The organism is Dyadobacter psychrotolerans (assembly GCF_004349265.1).
GTDB lineage: Bacteria > Bacteroidota > Bacteroidia > Cytophagales > Spirosomataceae > Dyadobacter > Dyadobacter psychrotolerans.
The window spans coordinates 167,966-194,383 of the sequence record NZ_SMFL01000006.1; the positions used below are offsets into that span (position 1 = coordinate 167,966).

The window sequence follows — 26,418 nt, forward strand, 5'->3', positions numbered from 1 at the left end:
CATGGCTTATTCGATCGTATTCCAGCTACTGATTTTATCCCCCTTCATCTCCACAAGCCAAACTTTGTTGTCAGGGAATAACTTCAGATATTTTTTACCCTCATTGATTCCCGAAACGCTGAATGCCGTAGCAAGAGCATCAGCCTCGGTAGCATTTGGTGAAATCACGGTTGTTCTCAAATGAAACTGAAGGCCTATTCCTGTTTTGGGATCAACAATATGTGAATACCTTTTTCCTTTGTATTCGAGGTAGCGATAGGTTGGTCCTGAGGTAGCAATTCCAACATTGGCATATTCGATAGTCCGGATAGAATCACTTCCTGTGGAAATAACAATTTTCCAGCCTTTTTCACCTGGTGGCGGATTCATCAAAGCAAGCTTTCCGCCTGCATCAATCATTGCGGACGTTATGCCGTAACTTTGCAGCACTTTTACTGCCTCATCAGCTGCATAACCCTTTCCTAAACCTCCGATATCAAGCCGCATACCTTTGGTATTTAGCTTAATTTTGTGTGAATCCTCATTAAATTCAATTTTTTTATAACCCGTTTTGGCAAGAGCAGCTGCAATAAGTTTTTTGTCAGGAAAATAACCTTTCCGGGTAGCCCGTCTCCATTCCTGAACTATGGGCCCCAACGTGGCATCAAAAGCTCCTTTTGTTTTTTTGCTGATATCGTTTGAAATATACAGAATATCAAAAAGATCTTTACTCACCGGTATCCAGTCTTTCGATCCTGAGCGCGCTGACACACTATTGATTTCACTGTCGTCACGATAATCACTCAAAGCGGCATTGAGGTCTTCAATTCGTTTAAAAGCACTGTTCGCTGCCGCGTTTGCAATTGAGTCGCCGGGAGCGTAGATGATAAGCTTAAAAGGCGAACCCATCAGCCCTCTCTCAAAGGTATACCGCCTTTCCTGAGCTTCCAGTTTGTTTGAAAAAAAGCACAAAAAGCCCAAAGCTAGAATTCCGGCATTAAATAACCGAAACTGCCCCTGGTAAATCATATTTTGCTGCTTTTGTTTCTAAGATAAAAATCTGCCAGAACAAGAGCAGCCATCGCCTCCACAATAGGTACAGCACGGGGCACTACACAAGGATCGTGACGGCCTTTTCCCTGAACAACCGCCACATCTCCATGTTGATCCACACTCTCCTGATCCTGCATAATCGTCGCAACAGGTTTAAATGCAACCCTGAAATAAATGTCCTCGCCGTTAGAGATACCACCCTGAATACCTCCCGAGTGATTAGACCGGGTATGCACCGCATTATTTTCATCCATAAAAAAGGCATCGTTATGCTGTGAACCCAGCATTGTTACACCTTCGAAACCGCTGCCATATTCAAAACCCTTTACTGCATTGATGCTTAGCATAGCTTTACCAAGTTCAGCATGCAGTTTATCGAAAACCGGTTCTCCCCAACCTACGGGAGCTCCTTTGATCACACAATTCACGACCCCGCCAACAGAGTCTCCCTGTTTTCTTACATCATCAATGTAATCAAACATCTTCTGAGCCATTTCCGGATCAGGGCAACGCACAGCATTAGTTTCTGTTAAAGTTAAATCCAGCTCGGTATATTGTTTTTCAAGCTTCATCGCTCCAACCTGCGAAACATAGGCTTGTATATGAACTCCCAAATCATTCAAAAGAAGTTTTGCCAAGGCTCCGGCGGCTACGCGAGCGGCTGTTTCCCTTGCAGAACTTCTTCCGCCACCACGATAATCTCTTACACCATATTTAGCCTGATAGGTATAATCTGCGTGTGATGGACGGAACTGTGCAGCAATGTGGGAGTAATCCTTACTACGCTGGTCTTCATTACGAATAACCATTGCGATTGGTGTTCCCGTCGTTTTACCCTCAAAAACGCCGGATAATACTTCAAATTCATCCGCCTCCCGGCGCTGCGTTGTAATCCTTGACTGACCCGGTTTACGTCTGGTCAATTCAGATTGTATAAAATCCGTATCAAAACTAACTCCTGCCGGACAGCCTTCAATAATGACCCCGATGCCAACTCCATGAGATTCTCCAAAAGTGGCAATTTTGAAAATCTTTCCGTATGTACTTCCCATCTTGTTACTTTCTGAATACCCAAATCATCGCGACTATAAGCATAACGATGATTGCATTCGTGACGTTTCTAAAAAAAACCTTAAAATTAAAACTCTTCCTGGTACTATCTAAGCTTTCGAGATTATCGTATAACCCCGAAGCACCACTCAAAGATATATTCCCCAGCTTGTAATCTTCACCTTTAACCTGTAATACTTTCGATGCTCTCAGCGTATCATACTTCGCAGTGGACGGATCAAAATAAATCCATTGAAAATATCTGCTAAGCGGAAATGTTCCGTCTCTTCTCGGCACTACAAAATAATTAAAACTTCGCTCTCCGGAGACCTTGGAGTTACTGAACTTAATTTCCCTGCTAATTTCGGGTGGATAGAAATCAAAAGCAGAATTAACTTCTATTGACGGAGTTGGAATTGCAGCAATGTTACCAATTCCCTGTATTCTAAAAGTATATCTGACACTCTCTCCCGAATATACTAATGCACTGGACAACTTTTCAACCAGAGAATATTTTCCAACAGCCACCTGGTCCATTAGTGGGTGATTAGGTAGCGGCTTTACTTTAATTAAACTAACCTTCGACCGGAATGGCCGGGTAGAAGTACTCTCAACATTGACTGCCGCCTTGTTTTCGGTTACCAGCATTTCCAGACTCACAGTTGGAAATATTACATCTTGCAATGTTATCGGAAAAAACTGGGCCTGATACATGTTATATTCCGTGTAACTTTTGCCTTTAATTTTAACCTGACGTTTTATAATTTCTTCAATTCCCACGTTCTCTTCCCAGCAATTCGCGGGACGTAACTGTTTTAAAATTGATTGTAGTTGGGTATTAAATTGATAAAACTCCATCTGAACGGGAGCAGACTCTGCAATGTACAGTGAAATTCTAAGTGAAAAACCTTCTCTGATATAAACGTCCTTTCTGTCAGCCTGAACCGAAAGAAAAACATCCTCTCCATTTAATTCAGGATCCGGCAGATAATCTTCTGTTCTAGTGTCTTCATTCTCCGCCGATGTACTCGCCAGGGAAAATTTAACCATTGTTTCTTCACCTTTGTATTTTACTCCGTTTATTAATACAAAAAAAACCGGTACCTGATATTGCCCTGGTTTAGTTGCGAAATATTCCTGCGTAATGGTTTGAACAACTATCTTCACACCATCAATCGTATTTATCGTACTGGTGGCAGACTTACTTCTTTTTTCAAGTCCTTTAATTTCAGGAAAAATAACCGGAGGGCGGTTTTCCGCATCTTTTAGCACAACAGATATTACAAACGGTTCACTTAAAGTAAGTTCCGTTGTCCCTATTTCGATGCTTACCGGATCGGTAATTTCCTGCGAAAAAGAAATATTTGAAAAACACAAAATTATACCTATTAAAACATATAATTTCATCAAGAAATTTCGTTAACTTTATTAGTAGTTCTGGTATTGAACGTGTCCCAAACTATTTTGTAATTATGAATACTTCCCTAAACCACAAAACTACATAATACTATGGCCTCGATGCTTGAATACATTAAAATTATTCTGCAAAAGGTTAGTTTTGACCGCAGATTGTTTGAAAAAGAATTAAGAAAAGCGATTAGAATGCTTATGCCTGCGGAAGTAAAACGCTTAAGGATGTGGTGTTATGAACGTTACAGCGCGGCATACCTTCCGGTTCTCAATACCTGTTTCGCCAGATTTCATACCTAGAAATTATTAAAAAATAAAAAACGCCTCCCTTTCGGAATTCCGAAAGGGAGGCGTTTTTACCGTTATTTTAAATACTATTTCTTTTTGGCCGGTGCAGCTGCCGCAGGCTGCGCTGCCGGGGCACTCAACCCTAATGCTTCTTTCGCATTAACATTTTCCGGATCAGCTTTCAAAAGTTTATTCCAATATTCCTTCGATTTTGCATCATCCTTTAACGTAGATGAAGAGTAAAACGCCAGGTATGGATATACCACTTTATAAAAACCTTTGTACTTGCCCTGATCTGTAGTATCCTTTTCAGCAATTTCAGCGAATTTCGCATAATGCGGTGCTGAAATACCTTTGTCGATATTTTCTTGTCTGTCGTATGCATTGTACAATGCTACCCCTCTCCAATAATAACCATATGGCCACTCAGGTGATTTAACAGTTACAATTGAAAATATGGAATCAGCCTTGATGTTCAGCGCTCTTTTTGCCTGCAAAATTTGAGCACTGTCTGCACCTGATGCAATAGTTCTAGATGCTTTCTGGAAATAAGAAAGTCCTAGGTAGTAATAATCATTTATGATTGTTTTTGCAGAAGAATCAAGCGCAATACCTTTTGCGTATGCATCTATTGCTTTATCATAGTCCTTTGCAGCATAAGTCAAAGCTCCAACTTCTTTGTAGGTTACCGCAGCTTCAACTTTATTTGTATCCAAAGAAGCACCTTTCAAAATGTAGGTAAGTGCAGTCGAATCATAAGGCTGTCCTGCGGCAACTGCTTTCTGGTTTAGCGCACGACCCAGGTACTTATAATCGTCTCCAATTACTTTATCAGGAACCTCCTTTATAAACTCGTCCAGACTTTGAATGGCTTTGTCTGTTTCATTAGTTTTGAAATAAGACCAGCCGTACATTCTTTTGATAAAAGGATTGTTACTTCTTCCTTTCAGTTTATCCAAACCTTGAAGCGCCTTTGCATAATCATCGGCAACGAAAGCAAACTGTGTTCCACGAAGTTCTAACTCAGGATCCGTGCTTCCGCTTTTCTGCATAAACAAATCAAAGTTCTCTGCCGCCTGCTTATATTTTTGACCCAGGTAATACAACTCCGCAAGGTCTTTATAGGCTGGTGCAAAATTAGGATCTGCTTCGATTGCTTTTTTATAGTTTTCCAAAGCAAGGTTGTAATTTTTACCGCGCAGGTAAATTTCTCCGATACGATTGTGCGCTACTGCATAATTTGGTTTTGCAGTTAGAGCATATTCGTATGCAGTAGCAGCAGCACCACCTTCGTTACGCAGCATCAAAGCGTCTCCTTTTGAAATGTAAGCATCTGCAAGATTTTTATCTCTTTTAACTGCTTCATCTAACAAACGAATTGCTTCGGCAGGATCACTGTTTTTTTCAAACAATGTATAAGCTTCACCTATTCTGTAAAGGACCTCAGCTTCCTTTTTCTTTTTCTTTTCAGCTTCTTCAAATATGGTTTTTGCTTTTGCTTTATCACCTTTACCCAAAGCAACAGTACCAAGACCTACCTGATTCAGATAAGATTTATCTTCCAGTGAGACTCCTTTTTCAAAAGCTTTTTGAGCTTCGTCCAACTGGTTGGTTTTAACATAATAGTATCCCAAATAATACTGATTTTCAGGAGAAGGTGTTCCTTCAGCTAACTTTTTAAATAATTGGCCGGCTTCATTATACCTTTCTGTGTGAATCAAGGCCAAACCATCCTGAATTGTTTGTGCTTGTACATTAATAAATGCCAATACACCGAATACAAGCGCTACTAATTTCATTCTCATGTTTCTGTTCATTTTTTACCCGGTTAATATAATGATAAAAAATTTGGTCTTTCAATAAACAAGTCCAAATGTGAAAAATTGTATATAAAGCGTTAAAAATTTTTACCTGTTTTCACCTCGATCTGTCTTGGAAACCGGATCATCGGAATCAGCCCCATTTTTTGAATAATAAGTCCTCCAACGTCGCGGGCAATATAAGTCATTAATCCGCCACCAAGACCCGAGTATCCTTCGCGGCTGATAATATAAACATCACGGGACAGAGGATAATTCCTAAATTCCAATCCCGCCTGAAACGGCTGATAGTAATCCGAGATTGATTTGGGATCATCTGTCTTGGATATTCCGAATACATTTAAGCCTTTTGATAACTCTACACTCGCCAGAGAATGGCCGTCACTTATCCAGTTTACACCTATGAAACCCATATACAATGGATTTGCTTTCACTTCCTCGATCACCTTCTTATTAGTTCCCGCAGCAATCAGCCTAAAATTCTTAAAATCCTTCAGATTAAATTTTTCTCTAATAAAGTTGAGATTGCTGGCATTCACATCATCAAATACCAGTGTTATTAAACCGGATTGATTACTTCCTGCAAGTTGAGACCAGTCCGTAATTTTGCCTTCAAAAATTCCTTTCAATTCAGACAACGTCATCAGGCTGTCCGAGTTGGCTTTGCTTACAATAACTGCCAGTCCGTCGATTGCTATATGCTGATATTGAATGTAGCCTTTCTGACTTCTCATAATTGCGTCTTCCTTGGCTGTTAATTTTCTTGTTGCAAAAACAACTCTGGCGCTATCTTGAAGAAGCTGAAGTACCGACCGTTGTTCCGGCTTGTAATCTACATTGAAGTGCGTCTCGGGATAAATACCTTCGTACGCACTGGTTAAGGCATCAACCAGTGGTTTGAATGATTCATCCGCTGCTATCGTAACCGACCCTCTTCTCGGATTGTCGCTTTCAGAAGTTTCCGACCCTGAACAGCCCGTCAGAAAAGACACGAAGACAAAGAGTATTCCAATACCTAATATATTCCTCATGGCTCTATTTGGTTTCTTTGTCTTTTCCATACGCGGTAACCACGAAAAATTCCATACAAAATAAGTGTGCCACCCAACGCATTCCGCTGCAAAGCGCTTAACGGAAACAAATTAAAAGACGAGGAGGAGAAGATCAAAAAGATCCCTCCTCCCACGTATACCAGAGCCATTAGCAAAGAGGCAAGATCCAAGACCTTCTCATGCAATGGTTTTTCCTTCATGAGTTACTCCAATTGGAAATTAATAGGAAGGTTGAATTTAACACGTACTGCACGTCCCGACTGTTTACCTGGCTTCCATTTTGGCATCGCTTTCACAACACGCATGGCTTCCTCATCACAACCAAAACCTAGTCCTTTCAGTACCTGTACATCAGTAATACTTCCATCAACGTTCACAACGAAGGACATAAATACCCGTCCTGAAACGTTCGCTCTTGAAGCTGCACTTGGGTATTTAATGTTTTTGTTAAGATACTTGTACATTTCTGATGCACCTCCCTGGAATTCAGGCTGCTGCTCAACAACTGTAAAGATCTTTTCAGGTTCCGGAGCAGCTTCAACTACCACACCCTTACTAGGAGCTGCAACAGCTTCCGGGGCAACGATAATCTCATTTGCATTAGGATCACCTTCAATTGTCTTGTTCGCTACAACCGCTTCTTTAATCTCTTCCACAGTTGGCGGAGGTGTTTCTTCCGGAACTTCTTCATCCTTTTTTACTTCGGGAGGAAGAAACTTCACTGTGTTCACCTTAGGCTGCTCAATTGGCGGCGGCGGTGGCGGTGGCGGTTCTGCCGGATCTATTGGAGGCGGCGGGATATTCATTAAGTCCACGTTAACCTCTACTAACTCTTCTTTATCATCCGACGCAAATTTGCTGATAATTGCCGGAGAGAACATTGCTAAAAGAAAAAGTGCAGCACCGATTAATGTAGCTTTTGTCACATCAGCACGGTAACCCTTGCGAAGTGTAAATGCCCCATACGCCTTGTTACGATTTGCAAACACTATATCATCCAGTGTCGCATTCGGGCTCATTTCTGCCATGGCGATTTGATTAAAAGTTAAAAATTAGTTTTTAGGTTTGATCTTGTCTCCAAGAACCTTTTTCTCTGAATCAGTAAGATTATCTACCAATGCATACCTTTTAGACTTTGTAATGGCCATTTCGTCCAGTACGTCTACCATGTTTTTGAAGGAAGACACCACTGTTGGTTTGATAACCACTACGAAAGGATCATTGCCTTTATCATCCTTAGGATTAGCTGCATTGATTCTTTTAGCAGAGTTAAAAATCACACTTCTCAAATCAGAACCGTAACCGGTTGTTTTCAAAGAAGCCTCTGCATTATCATCATCAGCTGCAACACCATCCAGGTAGTAAACATTGTCACTAGCTCCCAGGAAAAGTGTTAAAACTTTTGATGCTTTCAACGGTTCCGTTTCTTCTGGCTGATCCTTATCCTGCTTGTCAGGAAAGAATACAGACATAGCCGTTGGTTTACTCATTGTAGTTGCAAGCATGAAGAAGGTAATGAGCAGGAATCCTAAATCCACCATTGGAGTCATATCGACCCGGGTAGACATCTTTTTACCCCTTACCTTACCATCACCTTTACCATGCCCGCCGCCACCGGATTCTTCAATAGCTGCCATGTTAATACTTTAAATTAAAAGTGAAACTGTTGTTCTTTCTATCAGTCTTTGAAACCTGCCGGAGCATCTTCACTTCCTGTGATAAGAGAGAACTTGTTAATGTTCTGCGACTGCAGATTCGCTAACACATCCTTGAAAACAGGGAATTTAGCTACGTTGTCTCCTTTCAAAGCAATCCTCAGCTGCGGATTTGCTTTTCTGGCTGCGTAAACCCAGTCAGCAAGTTCACTTGTTCCGGTTGAATCAACCTTCACACCTGGCTGCTTAACTGCACTCATCTGTTCCTTTGGCAAACTCAACCAAGGCTTCAACTGATTAATCGGAAATCCAAAGCTTGTCTGCAGGGCAAACTTCGCTTTTTCAACTTCAGTAAAAGTAATACCCTTAGTCTGAGCGATATTATCCAGCATTGCTGCACGTGTAGGCTTGGCATCTACTCCAAAGTAAACCTTGCCATCCTTATCTATACTGATGATCATCAATTCATCATCCGGTACTTTAATCTGCGAAATTGATGTAGGGGTTGTAATCTCTGCATCATTCGTTTTAAAAGTAGCCGTCATGATAAAGAACGTCAACAGCAAGAAAGCCACGTCCGTCATAGCGGTCATATCTGTATGCGGCGGGTGTTTCTTAGGCTTAACTACTCCCATGGTTTTACAAATATATAAGTTTTTTTAATATTAACGAAAATTATATATTAATAGTTCGTAACTATTAATAATGAGCAGCAAAATTTTGCTGAATGCTCAAACCAATTTCGTCAATACTGTAAGTGAGGTCATCTACGCGGCTGTTAAGGTATGCGTAAGAAATAGTTGCAATTGCAGAAGTACCGATACCAATCGCAGTGTTGATAAGGGCCTCAGAGATACCTGCTGCAAGCGCACCAGAATCAGAAGCACCAGATGCACCAAGAGCAGCAAATGCACGGATCATACCAAGTACCGTTCCAAGAAGGGCGATAAGTGTAGAAGCTCCGGCCAACGTCGCTATGATAGTAAGGTTCTTTTGTAGCATAGGAAGCTCCAATGTTGTTGCTTCGTCCACTTCTTTTTGCAATGCAGCAAGTTTTTGCTCTTTGTCAAGCTGAGTTTCAGTAGCAAGTTGTTTGTATTTCAACAAACCAGCCTTGATTACATTACCAACTGAACCTTTTTGCTTATCGCATTCTTTGATAGCTTCGTCAATTTGGTTTTTGTCAAGAAGTGCTTTGATTTTACGAACGAAAGAATCAATGCTTCCTGAACCATTTGCTTTACCAATTGTGATCATACGTTCGATTGTGAACACAAGCACAACAAGAAAACAAGTCATTAACAAAGGTACGATTGGCCCACCTTCGTGAACAATACCAAAATAATCCCCTGGTTTTGGACCTTTTGTATGATCACCGTCGATAAAGTGATCAGGAGCACCCAAGACAAACATGTAAACGCAAAGGGCAATAACAAATAGTAGGGGGATTACCAATGCCGGGTTTAAACCACCTGAGCCTTTTGATGCCGCTGGTGCAGACTTAGGTGCTGGTGCCGGACTTGTAGCTTTCTTTTCCATCAGACTTACTTTTAAAGGTTAAATTGAGATTTTGGTTGTGAATTAAATAAAAGTTTTGGTTAAAATCGGCTTTTGTAAAATAAAATTTCGGTTGCGTTTTATGTTTTCGACTTTCACAAAAGTATGAGTTTTCCTTTTAAAAAAAAGCAAGCTTTTCAGCTGTTTTTTTGTTCTGCTCTTTTTTCGACATTACGTGAATTGTATAATTTAAAGAATAAGAACAAGCATTTATCCTATTCCAATCCGATCGTTTAGCTTGATAAAGAGCCAGATAGCTACCAATTACGGACTTATAAAAATTGCACTCTTTTTGCGAAACAATGCTAACATCTTTTTTAAATCGGCCGTTTGGAGTTTAAAATATTTTAATATCGGACAATAAAAGCAAATATTATTTTCCTCGCCACCAAAAGACAACTCGATTTTTTATAATTACGTTACTAAAAAATTATATTATGCCTTTCTCAGCCTCTTTTCAACTGTGCATCTCTCCTCGTTATCCGTTGACTTCGGCCCTTAGGTAAAACCTCAATTTCAAAAATTTACTGGAATGATCGGCAAAAATGTAATAATTTTAACTTTCATTACAATCACGACTCTAAATATAACAAATTGTTAATAATATGAAAATTGACAAAGATTCACTTACAAAGATTGCTCATTTGGCCAGGCTTAATATAAAGCCCGGAGAAGAGACAACCTTATTGAACAGCATGGATTCCGTATTATCATGGATGGAGCAACTCAATGAAGTTGATACTGAAGGCGTGGAACCACTGACGCACATCATGGAGGAAGAAAACATCTGGCGCAATGATGAAAGTTCAAATACCCTGACACGCGAAGAGGCTCTATCGAATGCACCTGCCAAAAATTCGGCCTATATAATGGTACCTAAAGTGATTGAGTGATATTTTTTTCATTCAACACAAAATCATCAGCATCCAGATAAGCAGGAAACTGTGTCCGGTACGTCCGAAGTTCGGAATTTGATAATGTAACAACTTTTTCATCCTCCGCAGATCCAATTGCCAATCGGGGTTCTCCAAGAAAATCATGAGCCACCGAATCGCCCTGATATTTAATTCCATTGCCATCTTCCCCTACCCTGTTCACCCCAATTACATAACACAGATTTTCTATTGCCCTGGCTTTTAATAAAATATTCCAGGCATTTGCCCGCCGCGCAGGCCAACTTGCTACATATATAAGCAGGTCATATGGGTCGTCGGTCAGGTTTCTGCTCCAAACCGGAAACCTCAAATCATAACAGACCAATCCTAAAATATTCCAGCCCTTCCAGGTGATAATCTTTCTTGCCTCTCCCGGCGTGTAAGCTGCGTGCTCCTCTCCCATGCGAAACAGGTGACGCTTGTCACTGTAAACAGAAGATCCATCCGGAAAGACATAAAACAGACGATTGTAAAAATTATTGTGCTCTTTCACAGCAAAACTTCCGACAACGAGCGCCCCGGTTTGTTTTGCTGTGTTTTTCATCCAGCGCGAAGTAGTCATGTTTGAATGTTCCGCCAGCGAAGTATTCATCGTAAACCCTAAATTAAACATCTCGGGTAATACGATGATATCTACCGGTTTTTCAAGCGCTGCAATCTTTTCTTCCAAAGATGAAAGATTGGCTGTTACATCCTCCCAGTATAAATTTGTCTGTATCAGCGCAACTGCCAGTTCGTCTTTCATTATATATGATATCCGGTAAGCGTTTAACTTCTTTAACTACCTAACTTCTCCAACCTCTGGACATTTATCTCCGTCCGGGAAAACGCATGCGATAGTCCGAATCTACATTCCCTTTTGTGATATCGGCTAGTTTCTTTTTTATAAGCTGCTTTTTAAGTGTAGGCAGGTAGTCTACAAACAGTTTTCCAAGTAAATGATCATATTCATGCTGAATGATCCTGGCAGCCATTCCGGTATATTCCTCAATGTATTCGTTCCAATCAGTATCACGATAACGAATCTTCAGTCGTTCCGGACGATAAACATCTCCCCTGATACCCGGAATGCTCAGACACCCTTCTTCAAACGCCCACTCCTTACCATCTTCCTCAAGTATTTCAGGATTGATAAATGTCTTTTTAAAATCTACCAGCGACAAATCCGGCTCGTCGTCATCGTCGTCTTCATCTTTTTCACTAAAAGGTGTTCCGTCTACAACAAAAACACGGATGTTCATTCCAATCTGCGGAGCTGCTAATCCTACACCACTGGCAGAATACATGGTTTCGAACATATCATCCGATAATTTTTTCAGATCAAGATCTTCTTTTTCTATAAAGCGGGTCGGTTTTCTGAGTATGGGATCACCGTAAGCTACAATAGGATAAATCATTTTTAAATATTTGTAAATATGTGTAGAATTCTAAATGGATTTTATCTTCGGCTTTCCATAAATGACTGAAGAATAATGGTAGCGCTGATCTTATCAATGTTTCCCTTTTCACGTCTGTCGCTCTTTTTTGTTCCGCTTGCGATCATGGATTGCAAAGCCATGGAAGACGTAAAGCGCTCATCGTGTGTGTGTACGGGTGTATCCGGAAAACTTTTTTTTAGCAACTTTACAAAAGATTGAACCCTGGGCGCGTTATCGCTGTCTGTATTATCAAGCCTGCGTGGCATACCAACGACAAAAGCTTCAACAGATTCGCTTAACGCGTATTTTTTTAAAAAATCCAACAGGTCATGCGTTCTGACGGTTTCCAATGCTGTTGCGATAATTTGCAAGGGATCAGTTACTGCCAGGCCTGTGCGCTTAGCTCCATAATCAATGGCTAAAATACGGGGCATCCTTAATAAACGTTAATATTTTGCAAAGATAAGACGTTTCGTTTAGCTTTCCCTGATTCCCGGACTGTTACCTGATTTGATACACACATTATATTAAACATTATCTTTGCCACCATGATCGACAAACGCTGGATATATCACCCTGAATTTACCTCCGAACAAACCCAAACCACAACTGAACTGGCCGAAGCGCTGAAAATTAATACTGCTTTGGCTACGCTTCTGGTTCAGCGGGGAATCTCAGATTTCGAAGAATCAAGGTTATTTTTTCGTCCTGACCTGACTCATCTGCATGACCCGTTCTTAATGCAGGACATGGACATTGCAGTAAAGCGTTTGGCGGAAGCCGTGACCAATGGAGAAAAAATACTGGTTTATGGTGATTATGATGTAGACGGGACTACCTCGGTGACTTTGTTTTACGGATTTTTACAAAAGATATATGACAAACTGGACTATTATATTCCTGACCGGTATAATGAAGGTTACGGAGTTTCCTGGCAAAGTATTGATTGGGCCCAGGAAAATGGTTTCACGTTAATCGTAACACTCGACTGTGGAATAAAGTCTGTAGATAAGGTAGAAGAAGCAAAAAAGCGGGGTATTGACTTCATCATATGCGATCACCACAGGCCAGGCGATGAATTGCCACCTGCAGTTGCAGTCCTGGATCCGAAACGAAATGATTGTGCTTATCCATATAAAGAACTAACCGGCTGCGGAGTTGGCTTTAAGTTTCTTCAGGCTTATTGTATTGCGGAAGGAATCGATCAAAACATTCTTTTTGAATATCTCGACCTTCTGGTTGTAAGTATTGCAGCCGACATCGTACCCATTACGGGCGAAAACCGGATTTTATCCTATTATGGATTGTTGAGGCTAAATAGCGCTCCCAGGCCCGGAATTAAAGCATTGATAAAAATTGCGGGAATGGCTGGGGTGCTGGATATTACAAATGTTGTATTTGGTCTTGGCCCGAGAATAAATGCTGCCGGTCGGATTAAGCATGCGAAAGAGGCAGTCCGGCTACTTTTGTCGGAGGAAGAACTTGAGGCCGATGAATTTGCCCAGGAAATTAACAGACATAACAGCGACAGGAAGAACTTCGATTCCAGTATTACGGAAGAGGCTCTTTTAATGATTGAAAACGATGCCTGGTTTACAGAGGCAAAAAGTACGGTACTATATAAGGAAGACTGGCATAAAGGCGTGATCGGAATTGTGGCCAGCAGGTGTATAGAAAAATATCACCGCCCTACAATTATTTTAACTCAGTCGCATGGTAAAGCAGCAGGCTCGGCAAGATCTGTTCCCGGATTCGATGTTTATGAAGCCATTGAAGAATGTGCTGACTTACTTGAGCAATTCGGAGGTCATACGTTTGCAGCCGGCCTTACTTTACCGATACAAAATGTGGAAGCTTTCAGAAAACGTTTTAATGAAATTGTAAGCAGCCGCATACAGCCCGAGCAGCTTGTGCCTATGATCAATATTGATCTGTCACTTGACCTTGAAAGCATCACCACAAAATTTTACAACATATTAAGGCAGATGGGTCCTTTCGGACCTGGCAACATGACGCCTCTGTTTGAAAGTAAATATGTTTCTATTGAAGGGATGCCTGTAATTATGAAGGAGAAACACATCAAGTTTAATGTAAAACAAAAAGGTTCGGCAACTTTTACTGCCATCGGTTTCGGCATGTCACATTTTTATACTGAACTTGTGAACGGACGCCCTTTTTCAATCTGTTACAATCTGGAAGAGAATAACTTTCGTGATAAAAAAACGTTACAATTATTTTTAAAGGATATAAAACTTCATTGAACTATCCCCTCAACAAAATTTTGATCTGAATACTAATGATATTAAGAACCGAAAACCTTGTTAAAAAATATGGCCCGAGGCTTGTTAACAACAATGTAAGCTACCAGGTTGAACAAGGTGAAATTGTGGGTTTGCTGGGGCCAAACGGTGCAGGTAAAACAACATCGTTTTATATGGCTGTCGGCCTGGTAAAACCGAACAGCGGAAAAGTTTATCTGGACGACAAGGATATTACTAGTCTGCCGATGTATAAACGTGCACGGCTGGGACTTGGCTATCTTGCCCAGGAAGCATCGGTTTTTCGTTCTTTGACGGTGGAGGAAAATGTCAGGGCTGTTCTGGAAATGACGAATTTATCCAGAAACGATCAAAAGCTGAAAGTGGAGGAGCTGCTGGAAGAGTTTCATTTGCAGCATGTGAGAAAAAGCAAAGGGATGGTATTATCCGGCGGCGAACGCAGGCGTACGGAAATTGCCCGTGCTCTGGCTGTGGATCCCAAATTTATTTTGCTCGATGAACCATTTGCCGGTGTGGATCCGATCGCGGTTGAAGATATTCAGAGTATTGTTGCCAAGTTGAAACACAAGAATATCGGTATCCTGATTACGGATCACAACGTAAATGAAACGCTCTCGATCACTGACCGCGCTTATCTTTTATTTGAAGGAAAAATATTAAAACAAGGCAGCGCTGAAGAACTTGCAGAAGATGAAGTAGTACGCAGGGTTTATCTTGGACAAAATTTTGAGCTGAAAAGGAAATTCGTTTAGACATAGAAAAGGGAACGCTCACCGGCATTCCCTCTCTTACAATTATTCACCATGAACTGTATTTACTAGATTAACGTCGAGGTAAACCTCTTATTTCTTAGGGCATTTTTTACAATGCTTTCCTTTCTTTTTATATTTTTCACAGCACTTCTTGAAAACACATTCATCGTTCCCAATAAGGGTTTTCGACCAGAAGTCATTTTGATCAGAAATAGTTATCGGCTCGCTGAATATCACTGTGCTGATTGTTTTATGTTAATGCTGAGACAAATGTAGTACCTATTTAGAATCGTTCAAAACATTTTAAATATTTATTTTGAAGAAATCTAAATAAGTGAATTCGAGATTTATAAAATCAGGTGTTATCTCCAGGCAAAACTTACTGGATTTTTTCCCAAATTTCATGAATTGACTTTCCATCACTGCTTTTTCCGCTGTGATCCCAACGGCCGTTTTGAAGTTTCCAGTCAAATTTCAGACTTGTACCTACACGGTTATTGTCTTTTGAGAAAAACTGAATACTCTCGGTGTATTTTCCATCTTTGGCGGTATAAGTTCCGCCTCCGGTTGCATAAAACCCTTTAACTGCCGGATCAATCGCAAACCACTGAAATCGTGTTCCTGATAGTAACTTAAGTGTTTTTCGGGTGCCTTCCTGATGAATTTTTACCAACTCTCCCTGCCCGCCGTTAGCGCGCTCAGTAATGTGCCAGGCCCCGGCCATAGGCGCAATGGCATCAGCATCTACACGCATCCAAACCATTGCTTCCTCATAACGAAGTGTAAGAATATCATCTTTTTTGGTGACTGTAAATACAATAGGTATACCAATCTTAGCGGTATCGGCGGAATTAAATTCCGGCGTATAGGTCATTTGATCACCACTTAGGGTGAAAGGACCGCCTTCGGCTCTTTCGAAATATTTATTTTGAACACTATATGAAGCTATGCATAGATAATTATCAGCTACGATGAGCGTGGACGTACTGCCTGTTGGCTCCTGCGATTTCCATGCACCTTTAGGAGCCTGCGCCCTGGCAAAAGTACCCAGAAGACATAACCCGGCCAGAAGTAAAGTTTTCATTGTATATACGTTTTTTGTTGCAAGAAACTTTTAACAAAATTATGCCAGCGAAATATATCTGCATCCGATTGACCAGTTTACCTTAAAACCTCACTTAACACTTCGAGTGACCGGATCTCTCCCAGCTGGTCAATATGGATTTTATAGAAGAATAGTATTTTTTCTAAAATTGAAATTCGCCTTGTTCTGTCCAACGTCACAAGAGTGCCATAACCGCCTTGTAAAAGTTTCTCGGTTGCATCCAATTCGGTCTTGTCGGCAATCTGCGGAAAATGGTGGCTTTTGATTTCTCTTTCCAGATCATGCAGATTTTCAATTCCAAAACCGAGATAGGAGGCAAGCTGAAGTAGAAACTGAATATGGAAGTTTTCAAAACCTTTATCGGCTTCATCAAGATAAAGTACCGAATGTTCAATAAACTCAAACAATGGTTCATTTGCTTCTTCTTCCTTTAGAGTCTTACCCAGGATCTCCGTTACGAACAATGCCAGGCTTGATTTAGTAACATGATAAGGCAGGCTGGCAAATGGATGAAAACATTTTATTTCCGAAATCCTGTGAACATTGTCCTGCTTTCCTTTGTGGTAGACAACCAGATCAAGCAAGGTCAAAGGCTGAAAAAGTGCGATCCGGTTGGTTTTAGAACTGCTGCTACGAACTCCGTTTATGATATAACTTTGTATGCCAAAAAGCTCCGTATAAATTTTGGCAATAATAGAAGATTCGCGATACCTGATGTAGCTTAGGGCAATTCCTCTGGTTTTATAAAGCATAACATTTTTACTTAAAAGCCTTGATTTAAAAATTTGTCAGAAAATCGCCAAACTTTATTTGGTTGCGACAATTAGAACAAACCGGGGTTTTATTTATAATATATTTATTGCATTGTGCCCGTTTCTCGCATAACTGCAATTTCGATGCGAACCAGCTTATTTATACCGTTCAAAAATAGAAGGAGTTTGAAGATTTTTAAGGGAAAGGATTCGTATCTTTGTACAAGGTAGCGAACTAAACGACGTATTTCATTCGTTACCCACATATTAAAAAGGAATAAGCTTTGCAGACAGCAAACGAACATATTTCCAACCTATTATTCTTCTCATGAGCGACGCCATTAAGCATGAGTGTGGAATTGCACTCATCCGTCTTCGAAAACCATATCAACACTACATCGACAAGTATGAAACACCGCTTTATGCCGTGCACAAACTTTCGGTAATGATGGAAAAACAGGTAAACCGGGGACAGGATGGAGCCGGAGTAGCCAATATCAAAATTGATGTTCCGCCAGGAAAGCGTTATATCAGCCGATACAGATCCGTAGAGCCTCAGCCACTTACAGATATATTTTCCAAAATACACAAGAAATTCCGCAAAGGACTTAAGAACAACCGCGACCGTGCTTCCGACGCAAAATGGCTTCAGGAAAATCTTGCGTTCACGGGTGAGGTGTGGCTGGGACATTTGCGCTATGGTACACACGGAACCAACGAGGTAGAAAACTGCCACCCAATGCTTCGTCAAAGCAACTGGAGGAGCCGCAATCTGGTCATGGCCGGTAACTTTAACATGACCAATGTTGACGAGCTTTTCGGCAAACTGGTTTCGTTGGGACAGCATCCGAAAGAGAAAGTGGATACTGTTACGGTAATGGAAAAAATTGGACATTTCCTGGATGAAGAAAACCAGCGTGTGTTCGAACGTTTCAAAGGAATTTATGAAAATCCGGTACTTTCTGATGTAATCGAAGAAAATATTGATCTTCAGCGCCTGCTGTACAGATCATGCCGCGACTTCGATGGCGGTTATGCGATGTGTGGTCTTACGGGTTATGGCGCTTCGTTTGTGATCAGAGATCCTGCAGGAATTCGCCCTGCTTTTTATTATGCTGATGACGAGGTGGTGGTGGTTGCATCTGAAAAACAGGCTATCAAAGCTGCTTTTAACGTAGATTATGGCCAGATTAAAGAAATCACTCCTGGTTCGGCCCTGATTATTGACAAACACGGAGAATATAACGAATTCCCGATTCTTCCTCAGCTTGAGAAACGCTCATGCAGCTTTGAAAGAATTTATTTCTCCCGCGGTACCGATCCGGATATTTATTACGAACGCAAACAATTAGGTAAATTATTGATTCCTCAGATTTTGAAGGAAATCAATTATGACCTTGAAAATACGATCTTCTCATACATACCGAATACTGCCGAAACGGCATTTTTAGGAATGATCGAAGGTTTGGAGGAATACCTTTCCAAGAAGCGAAAACAGGCTATTATGGAAGGAATTCTATTCGAAGCGGATCTCGAAAGGGTTTTGTCTTTCAGGCCAAGGATTGAAAAGCTGGTTACCAAAGACGTAAAATCCAGAACTTTCATTACCGCTGACGCACTCCGTGATGACATGGTTTCGAGTGTATATGATACCACGTTCGAAGTTGTTCGAAAAAATGTGGATACAGTTGTAATTATTGATGACTCGATAGTTAGAGGAACTACGCTGGAAAAAAGCATTTTAACGATGCTGGACCGTTTAAGTCCGAAGAAAATTGTTGTCGTTTCTTCTGCTCCGCAAATTCGTTTCCCGGATTGTTATGGAATTGACATGTCAAAAATGAAGGATTTTGTCGCTTTCCGTGCCGTGCTGAAGTTACTGGAGGACCGTGATATGGAATATCTTTTGGAGGACGTTTATACACAAAGCGTTACTTCAATTGCGACCAAAAATCCGTATCACACGAACTATGTAAAAGCACTTTATGATCCTTTCACAGACAAAGAAATTTCTGATAAAATCGCGGAAATAATTCGTCCAAAAGATTTAAATGCAGAGGTTTCAGTGATATTCCAGACAGTGGAAAATCTGCACAAGGCCTGCCCTAATCACTTGGGAGACTGGTATTTCACAGGAAATTATCCGACCATGGGCGGAAATAAGGTTGTGAACAAGGCATTTGCCAATTCTCATGAAGGTAAATTGGAAAGAGCCTATTAAAATATAATAATTAAATCAAAGCCGTTCTTTAACAGGACGGCTTTTTTTATGTAAAAAACGGAACAACATCTGACTGATATGCAGATTTGCCTAAATTGCATCCTTAAATCAACTAAATCCTTATGAACATTAAATACATACTTTCTTTTTTCCTGGTTTTGTCTGTGATCACCGTTACGCAAAGTTCTGCACAAACGACTGCAAAGCCCGGAACGCTGAACGATATCAGTTTCCTGAATGGCCGCTGGAAAGGAATCTACAACGGTGGACCGATTGAGGCATCCTGGACTGCACCGGAAGGAAATAACATAGCTGGTTTTATCAGGATGATAAAAGATGACAAACCGGCACTTTATGAATTGTTTGCATTTGAACAAACTGAAAAAGGGCCGGTTGCACATGTAAAACATTTTAAGCCGGGTATGATCTCTCTTGAAGAAAAAGAAGTATCAGATACCTACAACTTCATCGAAGCAAAGAAAAACCAGGCTTTATTTGAAAAAGATGACATTTCGGTACGTATCATTTACGAGCTGCGTAAACAAAATCAACTGGTAATTCAGCGGGGAAAACTGGAAGAGGTTGCCGGCGGAACTCCAAAATGGACTTTCATCGACCTTTTTATCTTCAACAGAATTCCTTAACAGGTTTTTACAAAATCTGATTAAATACCCTTTTATCCGTAATCCTTCCGCGATGCTCTTCCAGAAATTCGCAGAAGGATTTTATTTGTTTTTCCTGGAATGAAAAATCAACCGACTGGTCATAATCTTCCTGATAAACATCAATAAAATTCGTTATAACATAACGCAGACTGCGTATCCCCCGCGATTTCAATGCAGGCAGATAGAAATTTTGATGACTGTGTGCAAAACAATCAGGTACATATTGGCTGGTCGTTTTAATATCAACCGCGAGCGTTTTGCCAATCACATCAACATATCCGTAAAACAGCACATCATCAAACTGATACTCGCAGTAAACCTGCGTTTTCATCATCGGCCGCGGAAGAAGCGAACGTACTTTTTGTAAAATCAAAGGATCATACAGTTCCTCATTTGTACCCTTGATTACCGCCTCCTCAAAGGAGGCACCTCTTGCCTGCGCTTCCGTCTGCGGGACCGGAACACGGTTGATCCTGTTTATAAATTCTTCCCCACTCAGTTTACCTTTCTGGTATCTGTCGAAAAGATTTAATAAAGTCGGGTAAAGACGGTACTTAACATTTTCCAAAAATTGAATAATTAGCGTTGTGAATTTAGCGCATTAATGTCTGCGCGGTTTTGCAAAACAATGTGTTAATGTAACAGCAAACAAACTGAATTTATCGTTCGGCGTGTCGCTGTAAGAATCTCCTTCCTCCGGATTGATCAGCCGCTGTCCGGATGTCGCATCAACCTTATCCGTTCTGACAAGATAGAAGCGGTAATCCAGCCCGATTTTCCAGTTATCTGACAAATTATAATCTAACGTAGTTCCAACCGGAATAATACGTTCGTGCGTTTTTTTGATGCCCTCTCTTCCTCTGGGATTGCCCCAGCGAAGAAAAAGCTGATTGCGTTTACTGCGTTCACTATTTGAAAACCTGACAAGTTCGTTTGTAGTAAGATCGAAAGCATTGGCACTAAAAAAAATAATCCCTGCACCGCCGTAAATGCCAATTTCAAAATCATTGTATTTCCGTTTAGAAAACTGTCTGGTAAGATTCCACCTGGCAATAAATTCTGCTGTATTGTATTCAGTGATAAAATAGGAGTTAAAGAAATTTGATTTTTGCCCGCCTACTTTGCCTGCCGAATAATCCAGGCCTAGAGAAATTCCCCTGCTGATTTTTCCGCTTACACCTACTCCAACAGCGCCTTTCATATCCTGCTCATTTAATTCACCAAAGAATTGAGTCAGCCCTGTTTTTAAAGTCAAGGAAAAAGGTGATAGTTCTGTTTTTACGTTTTGGCTTCCAAGCTTAATTTCTGACTTAGCGTTTTTTTGCGCTTTTACATCACAAATTAGCATAAGCAAAACGCATGTGAACAGCCAGACATGTTTCATAGTATGTTGATAAATTTATAAAAAATATAAAATAACCTAACCAAACCCGTGCTTTTCCACCTGCCGTAAATTGCTTTTTTAAACTAAAACACAGCTTCCATAAGAGAACCATAAATAACTGTTAATTTTGATATTATTTATTTGATTCAATCCACGATGAGTGTAGTACCATATAAAGACAAGGACGGCAGTAAAAGGGAACAGGTAGCTGAGATGTTTGACAACATTTCGCCTAAATATGATCTGCTCAATCATTTGCTTAGCGGCGGCGTAGACATCTACTGGCGCAAGCGAGCTATAAAGCTATTACGTAAACAACAGCCAAAAGTAATTCTTGACATCGCCAGTGGCACCGGAGATTTTGCCATCGAAGCGTTATCTCTTCATCCTGAAAAAATTATTGGCGTTGATATTTCCGAAGGAATGCTAGCCGTAGGAAGGGAAAAGATAAAAAAATTGGGAAAACAGGATATCATTACGCTGCAAAGCGGAGATTCCGAAAACTTGTCTTTTAAGAACAATTATTTCGACGCAGTCATCGTTTCGTTTGGAGTGAGAAACTTTCAGAATTTACTTGCAGGACTTACTGAAATGAACCGCGTTATGAAGTCCGACGGAACATGTGTAGTGGTTGAGTTTTCCAAACCACGCAGCTTTCCGTTCAAACAATTCTATAATTTTTATTTTAAATACATATTACCATTAATAGGAAAAACAGTCTCAAAAGACAGTTCAGCCTACACCTATCTGCCCGAATCCGTTCAGGCATTCCCGGATGGAGAGGCTTTCCTTGAAATTTTTAAAAAAGCAGGTTTTAAAAACACCAAATGCATACCATTAACCTTTGGGATTTGTACAATTTACACCGGTCAAAAATAATAATCGGCACCCTTCTTTTCTTTTGTTTGGCAGCAAACCAGGCTAATGCACAGGGACAGGGATACAGAAGAAAACACCTGGAATATTATGATGACAAGCCGATTCATTACGGCATTCTGTTCGCAGTTCCTTTCACGCGTTTCAATCTGCGCTATAATGATGATTTTGTAGACAAGGATTCGGCCTTTCTGGTACAATCCCCTACCAAGGCTGCATTTCGCATGGGATTCACGATAAATGCCTTCTTAAACGAACGCTTTGACCTTCGTACTACGCCGTCCGTTTCGCTTTATGAACGACAGGTTAAATTCAGCTATCCGAACGGCGTTGATAAAATCGAAAAAAGGGAGTCAACCTGGATAGAAATACCGTTGCTTTTAAAATACAAGTCACAGCGTCGGGTAAATTCAAGAATGTACATGATAGCCGGATTAACACTGGGGATTGAAACCAATGTTAAAAGAAGCCGTGGAGCCAGTGCAGGAACACTGGCGACAAAATCATCGGATCTGACTTTGGACTATGGTATCGGGTACGAGCAATTTTTTGAATTTTTCAAATTTGCTCCGGAATTACGCTTCTCACACGGGCTTAACAACGTTTTCCAGCCATCTAAGAATTCTAGAGGAGCAGGTTTGAATAAAATGACCACACATACAGTTACCCTTTATTTTAATATTGAATAACGAACCCTGATTATCAATTAATTAAAAATTATTTTATTTTTTTTCTTTAAAAAGTTTGCAGGAATAAATTTAGTCCTACATATTTGCACTCCCAAACGACGACAACGGTCGGCAGAAAAAAGGGAGTTTAGCTCAGTTGGTTCAGAGCATCTGCCTTACAAGCAGAGGGTCGGGGGTTCGAATCCCTCAACTCCCACAAAAACTAAAACGCTTTCAACGCAAGTTGAAGGCGTTTTTGGTTTAAAGCATATTTTGTTTTCCGCAATGAATATGGGTCAAGCGGAAAAGTTGGGGGGAATGTAAATAATTATTTGCTTTGCATCCTGAACCAATTTTGTCTGCATTGAATCATTCCTACGAAGCACTAGTACGGGTTTTATTACCTGAGGGTATCCTTGACTACTTTGAATTGACCAAAATCGTCGAGTCTATTCCTGGCTTGAACATTTACCTTGAGGAGAAAAATATTTTCCCTGCGGAGTTTAAAGACGAGAAATTAGAATCCAAAGGCTTCCTCCCCGAAATTTATATACAAGACTTCCCTATTCGTAATCAAAAAGTTACGCTCTGTATCAAGAGGCGTCGCTGGGAGGTCAAAAATACTAGCGAGATTATAACCAGAGATTGGAAAGTCGTGCAACAGGGAACTCGAATGACAAAAGAGTTTGCTGATTTTTTAAAACCGGGCCGCCGGGCGGGAATGTATTGATAATAATCCAGTTAGCTGTTTTCAGCTAGGCAAATACTTCCACCTGGACGGAAACAATTACAGCAGCAGTATAAAGACCATATCAGCGATTACCAGGGTTGGGATCAGAAAGATCATGCAGAGGACTGGATGTTGTATGCTAATAATGCAGGAGTTCATCTAAGTATTGACGAAACGGCTCTTTCTAATGGGGAATTGTACACAATTGTCACTAATAAAGCGGCCAAGGGAAGAAAAGGTGCACTTGTCGCAATGGTTAAAGGAACTCAGGCAGACACCGTTATTGAGGTTCTAAGGAAGATTCCAAAGCGAATCAGGTACAAAGTTAAAGAAGTGACCCTGGATATGGCTGCTAACATGAACAAGATCATAACGCGTTGTTTTCCGAAAGCTGATAAGGTAATAGATCGATTCCATGTTCAGAAGTTAGCATACGATGCTGTTCAGGAAATAAGAATTAAATACCGCTGGGAAGCATTAGATCAAGAAAATGACGCTATTAAGACTGCAAAAGCTACTGGTAAGCCGTACGAAATAGAATTGCTGGAAAACGGTGATACTTTAAAACAATTGCTTGCCAGAAGCAGATATTTACTTTTTAAGCACAGAGACAAGTGGACTACTTCGCAGCTTACGAGAGCTAAACTGCTGTTTGAAAGATATCCGGTGATAAACCAAGCTTACAATCTATCGCTAAAACTTGGAACGATCTTCCGAAGCTATACCAGTAAAGAGCTGGCATACAAGCCCCTTGCGTTCTGGTATGATGATGTGGAAAGATCTGGTTTAGAGTCGTTTAGGACTGTTGCTAAATCCATCGAAGGGCACTATATCGAAATACTGAATTTCTTTAATAACAGAAGTACCAACGCTTCTGCTGAATCCTTCAATGCTAAAATCAAAGCATTCAGGTCCACATCCCGCGGCGTAAGGGATATTTCATTCTTCCTTTTCAGACTATCCAAACTCTATGCTTGAAATCCCTATTTCTCCCCCCCAAGAATCTGACTTGATCCCTAAAATGTTTACGAATAGTTTACCAAAGAAAAAAGCCGTTACGAATTTTCATCGTAACGGCTTGATTTTCAGGTGGTGATGGACGGAATCGAACCGCCGACACAAGGATTTTCAGTCCTTTGCTCTACCGACTGAGCTACATCACCGCTTTCAGTTGGTCCCCTTTGGGACTGCAAAACTAGAAGTTTGATTTTGCTTTACAAACATTTTCATGAAAATAATTTAAAAATAATTATCCCACATCAACAACGAGTAGCTTACTTTACTGACAACCTTACACTTACGTTTTAAAAATAAATTTTTCTTTCGTAAAATACTTCTTCAACACACATTTTTACCATATTTGTTATTAGTATGCTTGCATACTATAATACTCACCATGAACAAATAACTTAATCTCAATGGAAATAGTCCAGCAGATCATCTTTGCAGCTGTTTTGGGAACCGTGGGATGGCTGGTTTTCAAGCGGATCAAAATTATTAGAAGCACGATCAGTCTCGGCAAATCCGAAGACAGAACCGATCAGCCCGGAAAACGCTTTTCCACCATGATGAGAATTGCATTTGGCCAGAAAAAAATGTTTGACCGCCCGCTCATCGGCATACTTCACTTTGCCGTGTACGCAGGTTTTTTGCTGATAAATGTTGAAGTACTGGAAATTGTCCTCGACGGTCTGCTTGGTAAGCACAGGCTCTTCGCCCCTATGCTAGGCTCATTCTATCGCTTTCTCATTGGGTTTTTCGAATTTCTTGCGGTAGGCGTTTTACTTGCTTGTATCATCTTTCTTATAAGAAGGACAATTCTGAAAACGGAACGTCTGCAGCCATCGCGCCACCGCGAAATGAACGGCTGGCCAGCTTTGGATGGAAAGGTGATTCTGATCTTCGAAATCGTGCTCATGATCGCTATACTCACCATGAATGCGGCAGATATTGTTTTGCAGGAAATGGGAAGTGCACATTATACTATCACCGGCGATTTCATTTTCAGCAAGTTTCTTAAACCGCTTTTTACAGGCTGGAATGAAACCACACTCATCATCTATGAGCGCTTCGCCTGGTGGACTCACATTCTGGGCATTTTCGCCTTTGCCATTTATGTCACCTATTCCAAACACCTGCACATCGTACTGGCTTTCCCAAATACATATTTTGCCAGATTAATACCGAAAGGTGAAATGCAGAATATGCCTGAAATCACGAAGGAAGTAAAAATTATGCTGGGACTGGAGAATGCACCGGAAGGCGCAGAAAATGCAGTGCCCGATCGGTTCGGAGCGAAAGATGTAACCGACCTGAGCTGGAAGAATCTCATGGATGCATACTCCTGCACCGAATGCGGGCGCTGTACTTCGGCCTGCCCGGCCAATATTACAGGCAAAAAGCTTTCTCCAAGAAAAATCATGATGGATACCCGCGACAGGCTCGAAGACATTGGAAGGATTATGCAGGTCAATGACGGAAAGTTTGTAGAAGATGGCAAATCGTTAATGGGTGACTACATTAGTCAGGAAGAAATACTCGCCTGCACGACCTGTAACGCATGTGTTCAGGAATGTCCGATTCTTATTAATCCGCTCGATATTATTTTGCAACTAAGAAGACACCAGGTAATGGACGAATCGAAGGCACCCGGCTCATGGAATGCGATGTTTCAGAATATGGAAACCAACCAGGCACCCTGGAAATTTTCACCAGGCGACAGGTTTAACTGGGCGGAAGGAGTAAAATAAGAGAAACTAACTTTGACTA

General features: G+C 40.8%; 28 protein-coding genes and 2 tRNA genes. 12 read left to right on the forward strand and 18 right to left on the reverse strand.

Going from position 1 to position 26,418, the window contains the following annotated elements:
- Positions 1-6 precede the first annotated feature (6 nt).
- From E0F88_RS17730 to E0F88_RS17740, 3 genes are read right to left on the reverse strand one after another with little or no spacing between them, the layout of a single operon-like run.
- Positions 7-1,008 (reverse strand): FAD:protein FMN transferase, encoded by a 1,002-nt coding sequence (locus E0F88_RS17730; RefSeq protein WP_131959617.1) that lies wholly within the window; start codon positions 1,006-1,008, stop codon positions 7-9.
- The gene (gene aroC, locus E0F88_RS17735; protein ID WP_131959618.1) at positions 1,005-2,084 is read right to left on the reverse strand and encodes a chorismate synthase; all 1,080 of its coding nucleotides are present in this window, start codon (positions 2,082-2,084) and stop codon (positions 1,005-1,007) included. The genes E0F88_RS17730 and aroC overlap by 4 nt, the downstream gene beginning before the upstream one ends.
- Positions 2,085-2,088: 4 nt before the next feature.
- Positions 2,089-3,489 carry a BatD family protein gene (locus tag E0F88_RS17740; protein ID WP_131959619.1) on the reverse strand — a complete coding sequence of 467 codons (1,401 nt, stop codon included), beginning with the start codon at positions 3,487-3,489 and terminating at the stop codon, positions 2,089-2,091.
- 102 nt (positions 3,490-3,591) lie between these two features.
- Here E0F88_RS17740 and E0F88_RS17745 point away from each other — a divergent pair, with 102 nt between their 5' ends.
- Positions 3,592-3,792, forward strand: a complete 201-nt coding sequence (locus E0F88_RS17745; protein WP_131959620.1) for a hypothetical protein — start codon at positions 3,592-3,594, stop codon at positions 3,790-3,792.
- A gap of 74 nt (positions 3,793-3,866) precedes the next feature.
- Here the strand turns inward: E0F88_RS17745 and E0F88_RS17750 are convergent, their stop codons facing one another.
- The 7 genes from E0F88_RS17750 to E0F88_RS17780 form a co-directional block, all read right to left on the reverse strand.
- On the reverse strand, positions 3,867-5,597 hold the full coding sequence (locus tag E0F88_RS17750; RefSeq protein WP_229213809.1) for a tetratricopeptide repeat protein: 1,731 nt from the start codon (positions 5,595-5,597) through the stop codon (positions 3,867-3,869).
- A gap of 80 nt (positions 5,598-5,677) precedes the next feature.
- Positions 5,678-6,631 (reverse strand): PstS family phosphate ABC transporter substrate-binding protein, encoded by a 954-nt coding sequence (locus E0F88_RS17755; RefSeq protein WP_131959621.1) that lies wholly within the window; start codon positions 6,629-6,631, stop codon positions 5,678-5,680.
- Entirely contained in the window at positions 6,628-6,852 is a 225-nt protein-coding gene (locus E0F88_RS17760; RefSeq protein WP_131959622.1) for a hypothetical protein, read from the reverse strand. The genes E0F88_RS17755 and E0F88_RS17760 overlap by 4 nt, the downstream gene beginning before the upstream one ends.
- A 3-nt stretch (positions 6,853-6,855) precedes the next feature.
- The gene (locus tag E0F88_RS17765; protein WP_131959623.1) at positions 6,856-7,680 is read right to left on the reverse strand and encodes an energy transducer TonB; all 825 of its coding nucleotides are present in this window, start codon (positions 7,678-7,680) and stop codon (positions 6,856-6,858) included.
- Between the two features lie 24 nt (positions 7,681-7,704).
- Positions 7,705-8,289, reverse strand: coding sequence for an ExbD/TolR family protein (locus E0F88_RS17770; protein ID WP_131959624.1), 585 nt, complete (start codon positions 8,287-8,289; stop codon positions 7,705-7,707).
- Positions 8,290-8,330: 41 nt separating this feature from the next.
- Positions 8,331-8,942, reverse strand: coding sequence for an ExbD/TolR family protein (locus E0F88_RS17775; protein WP_131959625.1), 612 nt, complete (start codon positions 8,940-8,942; stop codon positions 8,331-8,333).
- 64 nt (positions 8,943-9,006) lie between these two features.
- Entirely contained in the window at positions 9,007-9,846 is an 840-nt protein-coding gene (locus E0F88_RS17780) for a MotA/TolQ/ExbB proton channel family protein (protein ID WP_131959626.1), read from the reverse strand.
- Between the two features lie 623 nt (positions 9,847-10,469).
- On the opposite strand from E0F88_RS17780, the gene gatC reads away from it, so the two are divergent.
- Positions 10,470-10,757: an Asp-tRNA(Asn)/Glu-tRNA(Gln) amidotransferase subunit GatC gene (gatC, locus tag E0F88_RS17785; RefSeq protein ID WP_131959627.1), complete on the forward strand. Its 288-nt coding sequence runs from the start codon at positions 10,470-10,472 to the stop codon at positions 10,755-10,757.
- Here the strand turns inward: gatC and E0F88_RS17790 are convergent.
- The 3 genes from E0F88_RS17790 to ruvX all read right to left on the reverse strand — a co-directional run bounded on the left by E0F88_RS17790 (position 10,741) and on the right by ruvX (position 12,651).
- Entirely contained in the window at positions 10,741-11,544 is an 804-nt protein-coding gene (locus tag E0F88_RS17790) for an amidohydrolase (RefSeq protein WP_131959628.1), read from the reverse strand. The genes gatC and E0F88_RS17790 overlap by 17 nt on opposite strands.
- 64 nt (positions 11,545-11,608) lie before the next feature.
- Positions 11,609-12,196: a peptide deformylase gene (gene def, locus E0F88_RS17795; RefSeq protein WP_131959629.1), complete on the reverse strand. Its 588-nt coding sequence runs from the start codon at positions 12,194-12,196 to the stop codon at positions 11,609-11,611.
- Positions 12,197-12,237: 41 nt separating this feature from the next.
- Positions 12,238-12,651, reverse strand: a complete 414-nt coding sequence (ruvX, locus tag E0F88_RS17800) for a Holliday junction resolvase RuvX (RefSeq protein ID WP_131959630.1) — start codon at positions 12,649-12,651, stop codon at positions 12,238-12,240.
- 114 nt (positions 12,652-12,765) lie between these two features.
- Here ruvX and recJ point away from each other — a divergent pair, with 114 nt between their 5' ends.
- Complete coding sequence (gene recJ / locus E0F88_RS17805; protein WP_131959631.1) at positions 12,766-14,478, forward strand: single-stranded-DNA-specific exonuclease RecJ; 1,713 nt, start codon at positions 12,766-12,768, stop codon at positions 14,476-14,478.
- Between the two features lie 35 nt (positions 14,479-14,513).
- Entirely contained in the window at positions 14,514-15,248 is a 735-nt protein-coding gene (gene lptB, locus E0F88_RS17810; RefSeq protein ID WP_131959632.1) for an LPS export ABC transporter ATP-binding protein, read from the forward strand.
- A 379-nt stretch (positions 15,249-15,627) separates the two neighbouring features.
- On the opposite strand, the gene E0F88_RS17815 is transcribed toward lptB, so the two are convergent.
- Together E0F88_RS17815 and recO are read right to left on the reverse strand one after the other, a co-directional pair.
- Positions 15,628-16,332, reverse strand: a complete 705-nt coding sequence (locus E0F88_RS17815; RefSeq protein ID WP_131959633.1) for a DUF4488 domain-containing protein — start codon at positions 16,330-16,332, stop codon at positions 15,628-15,630.
- A 77-nt stretch (positions 16,333-16,409) separates the two neighbouring features.
- The gene (gene recO / locus E0F88_RS17820; protein WP_131959634.1) at positions 16,410-17,105 is read right to left on the reverse strand and encodes a DNA repair protein RecO; all 696 of its coding nucleotides are present in this window, start codon (positions 17,103-17,105) and stop codon (positions 16,410-16,412) included.
- Between the two features lie 328 nt (positions 17,106-17,433).
- On the opposite strand from recO, the gene E0F88_RS17825 reads away from it, so the two are divergent.
- Together E0F88_RS17825 and E0F88_RS17830 are read left to right on the forward strand one after the other, a co-directional pair.
- Positions 17,434-19,326, forward strand: coding sequence for an amidophosphoribosyltransferase (locus tag E0F88_RS17825; protein WP_131959635.1), 1,893 nt, complete (start codon positions 17,434-17,436; stop codon positions 19,324-19,326).
- 122 nt (positions 19,327-19,448) lie between these two features.
- Complete coding sequence (locus E0F88_RS17830) at positions 19,449-19,970, forward strand: DUF6265 family protein (protein ID WP_131959636.1); 522 nt, start codon at positions 19,449-19,451, stop codon at positions 19,968-19,970.
- Between the two features lie 7 nt (positions 19,971-19,977).
- Here the strand turns inward: E0F88_RS17830 and E0F88_RS17835 are convergent, their stop codons facing one another.
- Positions 19,978-20,559 (reverse strand): hypothetical protein, encoded by a 582-nt coding sequence (locus tag E0F88_RS17835; RefSeq protein WP_131959637.1) that lies wholly within the window; start codon positions 20,557-20,559, stop codon positions 19,978-19,980.
- Between the two features lie 33 nt (positions 20,560-20,592).
- Positions 20,593-21,375 (reverse strand): hypothetical protein, encoded by a 783-nt coding sequence (locus tag E0F88_RS17840; RefSeq protein WP_131959638.1) that lies wholly within the window; start codon positions 21,373-21,375, stop codon positions 20,593-20,595.
- 156 nt (positions 21,376-21,531) lie between these two features.
- Between E0F88_RS17840 and ubiE the strand changes: the two genes are divergently transcribed.
- From ubiE to E0F88_RS17865, 5 genes are all read left to right on the forward strand, one after another.
- Positions 21,532-22,254 (forward strand): bifunctional demethylmenaquinone methyltransferase/2-methoxy-6-polyprenyl-1,4-benzoquinol methylase UbiE, encoded by a 723-nt coding sequence (ubiE, locus tag E0F88_RS17845; RefSeq protein WP_131959639.1) that lies wholly within the window; start codon positions 21,532-21,534, stop codon positions 22,252-22,254.
- On the forward strand, positions 22,203-22,940 hold the full coding sequence (gene porT / locus E0F88_RS17850; protein WP_131959640.1) for a type IX secretion/gliding motility protein PorT/SprT: 738 nt from the start codon (positions 22,203-22,205) through the stop codon (positions 22,938-22,940). Before ubiE ends, porT begins: the two co-directional genes overlap by 52 nt.
- A gap of 121 nt (positions 22,941-23,061) precedes the next feature.
- Positions 23,062-23,136, forward strand: a tRNA-Val gene (locus tag E0F88_RS17855).
- Positions 23,137-23,256: 120 nt separating this feature from the next.
- Positions 23,257-23,649, forward strand: coding sequence for an ISAon1 family transposase N-terminal region protein (locus E0F88_RS17860; protein WP_229213810.1), 393 nt, complete (start codon positions 23,257-23,259; stop codon positions 23,647-23,649).
- Positions 23,650-23,730: 81 nt separating this feature from the next.
- A complete protein-coding gene (locus E0F88_RS17865; RefSeq protein WP_445447118.1) occupies positions 23,731-24,627 on the forward strand; it encodes an ISAon1 family transposase in 897 nt (298 codons plus the stop codon).
- A 112-nt stretch (positions 24,628-24,739) separates the two neighbouring features.
- Here E0F88_RS17865 and E0F88_RS17870 read toward each other — a convergent pair.
- A tRNA-Phe gene (locus tag E0F88_RS17870) sits at positions 24,740-24,812 on the reverse strand.
- 255 nt (positions 24,813-25,067) lie between these two features.
- Between E0F88_RS17870 and E0F88_RS17875 the strand changes: the two genes are divergently transcribed.
- Positions 25,068-26,399 carry a 4Fe-4S dicluster domain-containing protein gene (locus E0F88_RS17875; RefSeq protein WP_131959642.1) on the forward strand — a complete coding sequence of 444 codons (1,332 nt, stop codon included), beginning with the start codon at positions 25,068-25,070 and terminating at the stop codon, positions 26,397-26,399.
- The last annotated feature ends 19 nt before the right edge of the window (positions 26,400-26,418 follow it).

Coding starts and splice junctions, on each gene's coding strand:
- E0F88_RS17730 (WP_131959617.1), bottom strand. CDS start 1,008: ATGATTTACCAGGGGCAGTTTCGGTTATTTAATGCCGGAATTCTAGCT.
- aroC (WP_131959618.1), bottom strand. CDS start 2,084: ATGGGAAGTACATACGGAAAGATTTTCAAAATTGCCACTTTTGGAGAA.
- E0F88_RS17740 (WP_131959619.1), bottom strand. CDS start 3,489: ATGAAATTATATGTTTTAATAGGTATAATTTTGTGTTTTTCAAATATT.
- E0F88_RS17745 (WP_131959620.1), top strand. CDS start 3,592: ATGGCCTCGATGCTTGAATACATTAAAATTATTCTGCAAAAGGTTAGT.
- E0F88_RS17750 (WP_229213809.1), bottom strand. CDS start 5,597: ATGAACAGAAACATGAGAATGAAATTAGTAGCGCTTGTATTCGGTGTA.
- E0F88_RS17755 (WP_131959621.1), bottom strand. CDS start 6,631: ATGAGGAATATATTAGGTATTGGAATACTCTTTGTCTTCGTGTCTTTT.
- E0F88_RS17760 (WP_131959622.1), bottom strand. CDS start 6,852: ATGAAGGAAAAACCATTGCATGAGAAGGTCTTGGATCTTGCCTCTTTG.
- E0F88_RS17765 (WP_131959623.1), bottom strand. CDS start 7,680: ATGGCAGAAATGAGCCCGAATGCGACACTGGATGATATAGTGTTTGCA.
- E0F88_RS17770 (WP_131959624.1), bottom strand. CDS start 8,289: ATGGCAGCTATTGAAGAATCCGGTGGCGGCGGGCATGGTAAAGGTGAT.
- E0F88_RS17775 (WP_131959625.1), bottom strand. CDS start 8,942: ATGGGAGTAGTTAAGCCTAAGAAACACCCGCCGCATACAGATATGACC.
- E0F88_RS17780 (WP_131959626.1), bottom strand. CDS start 9,846: ATGGAAAAGAAAGCTACAAGTCCGGCACCAGCACCTAAGTCTGCACCA.
- gatC (WP_131959627.1), top strand. CDS start 10,470: ATGAAAATTGACAAAGATTCACTTACAAAGATTGCTCATTTGGCCAGG.
- E0F88_RS17790 (WP_131959628.1), bottom strand. CDS start 11,544: ATGAAAGACGAACTGGCAGTTGCGCTGATACAGACAAATTTATACTGG.
- def (WP_131959629.1), bottom strand. CDS start 12,196: ATGATTTATCCTATTGTAGCTTACGGTGATCCCATACTCAGAAAACCG.
- ruvX (WP_131959630.1), bottom strand. CDS start 12,651: ATGCCCCGTATTTTAGCCATTGATTATGGAGCTAAGCGCACAGGCCTG.
- recJ (WP_131959631.1), top strand. CDS start 12,766: ATGATCGACAAACGCTGGATATATCACCCTGAATTTACCTCCGAACAA.
- lptB (WP_131959632.1), top strand. CDS start 14,514: ATGATATTAAGAACCGAAAACCTTGTTAAAAAATATGGCCCGAGGCTT.
- E0F88_RS17815 (WP_131959633.1), bottom strand. CDS start 16,332: ATGAAAACTTTACTTCTGGCCGGGTTATGTCTTCTGGGTACTTTTGCC.
- recO (WP_131959634.1), bottom strand. CDS start 17,105: ATGCTTTATAAAACCAGAGGAATTGCCCTAAGCTACATCAGGTATCGC.
- E0F88_RS17825 (WP_131959635.1), top strand. CDS start 17,434: ATGAGCGACGCCATTAAGCATGAGTGTGGAATTGCACTCATCCGTCTT.
- E0F88_RS17830 (WP_131959636.1), top strand. CDS start 19,449: ATGAACATTAAATACATACTTTCTTTTTTCCTGGTTTTGTCTGTGATC.
- E0F88_RS17840 (WP_131959638.1), bottom strand. CDS start 21,375: ATGAAACATGTCTGGCTGTTCACATGCGTTTTGCTTATGCTAATTTGT.
- ubiE (WP_131959639.1), top strand. CDS start 21,532: ATGAGTGTAGTACCATATAAAGACAAGGACGGCAGTAAAAGGGAACAG.
- porT (WP_131959640.1), top strand. CDS start 22,203: ATGCATACCATTAACCTTTGGGATTTGTACAATTTACACCGGTCAAAA.
- E0F88_RS17875 (WP_131959642.1), top strand. CDS start 25,068: ATGGAAATAGTCCAGCAGATCATCTTTGCAGCTGTTTTGGGAACCGTG.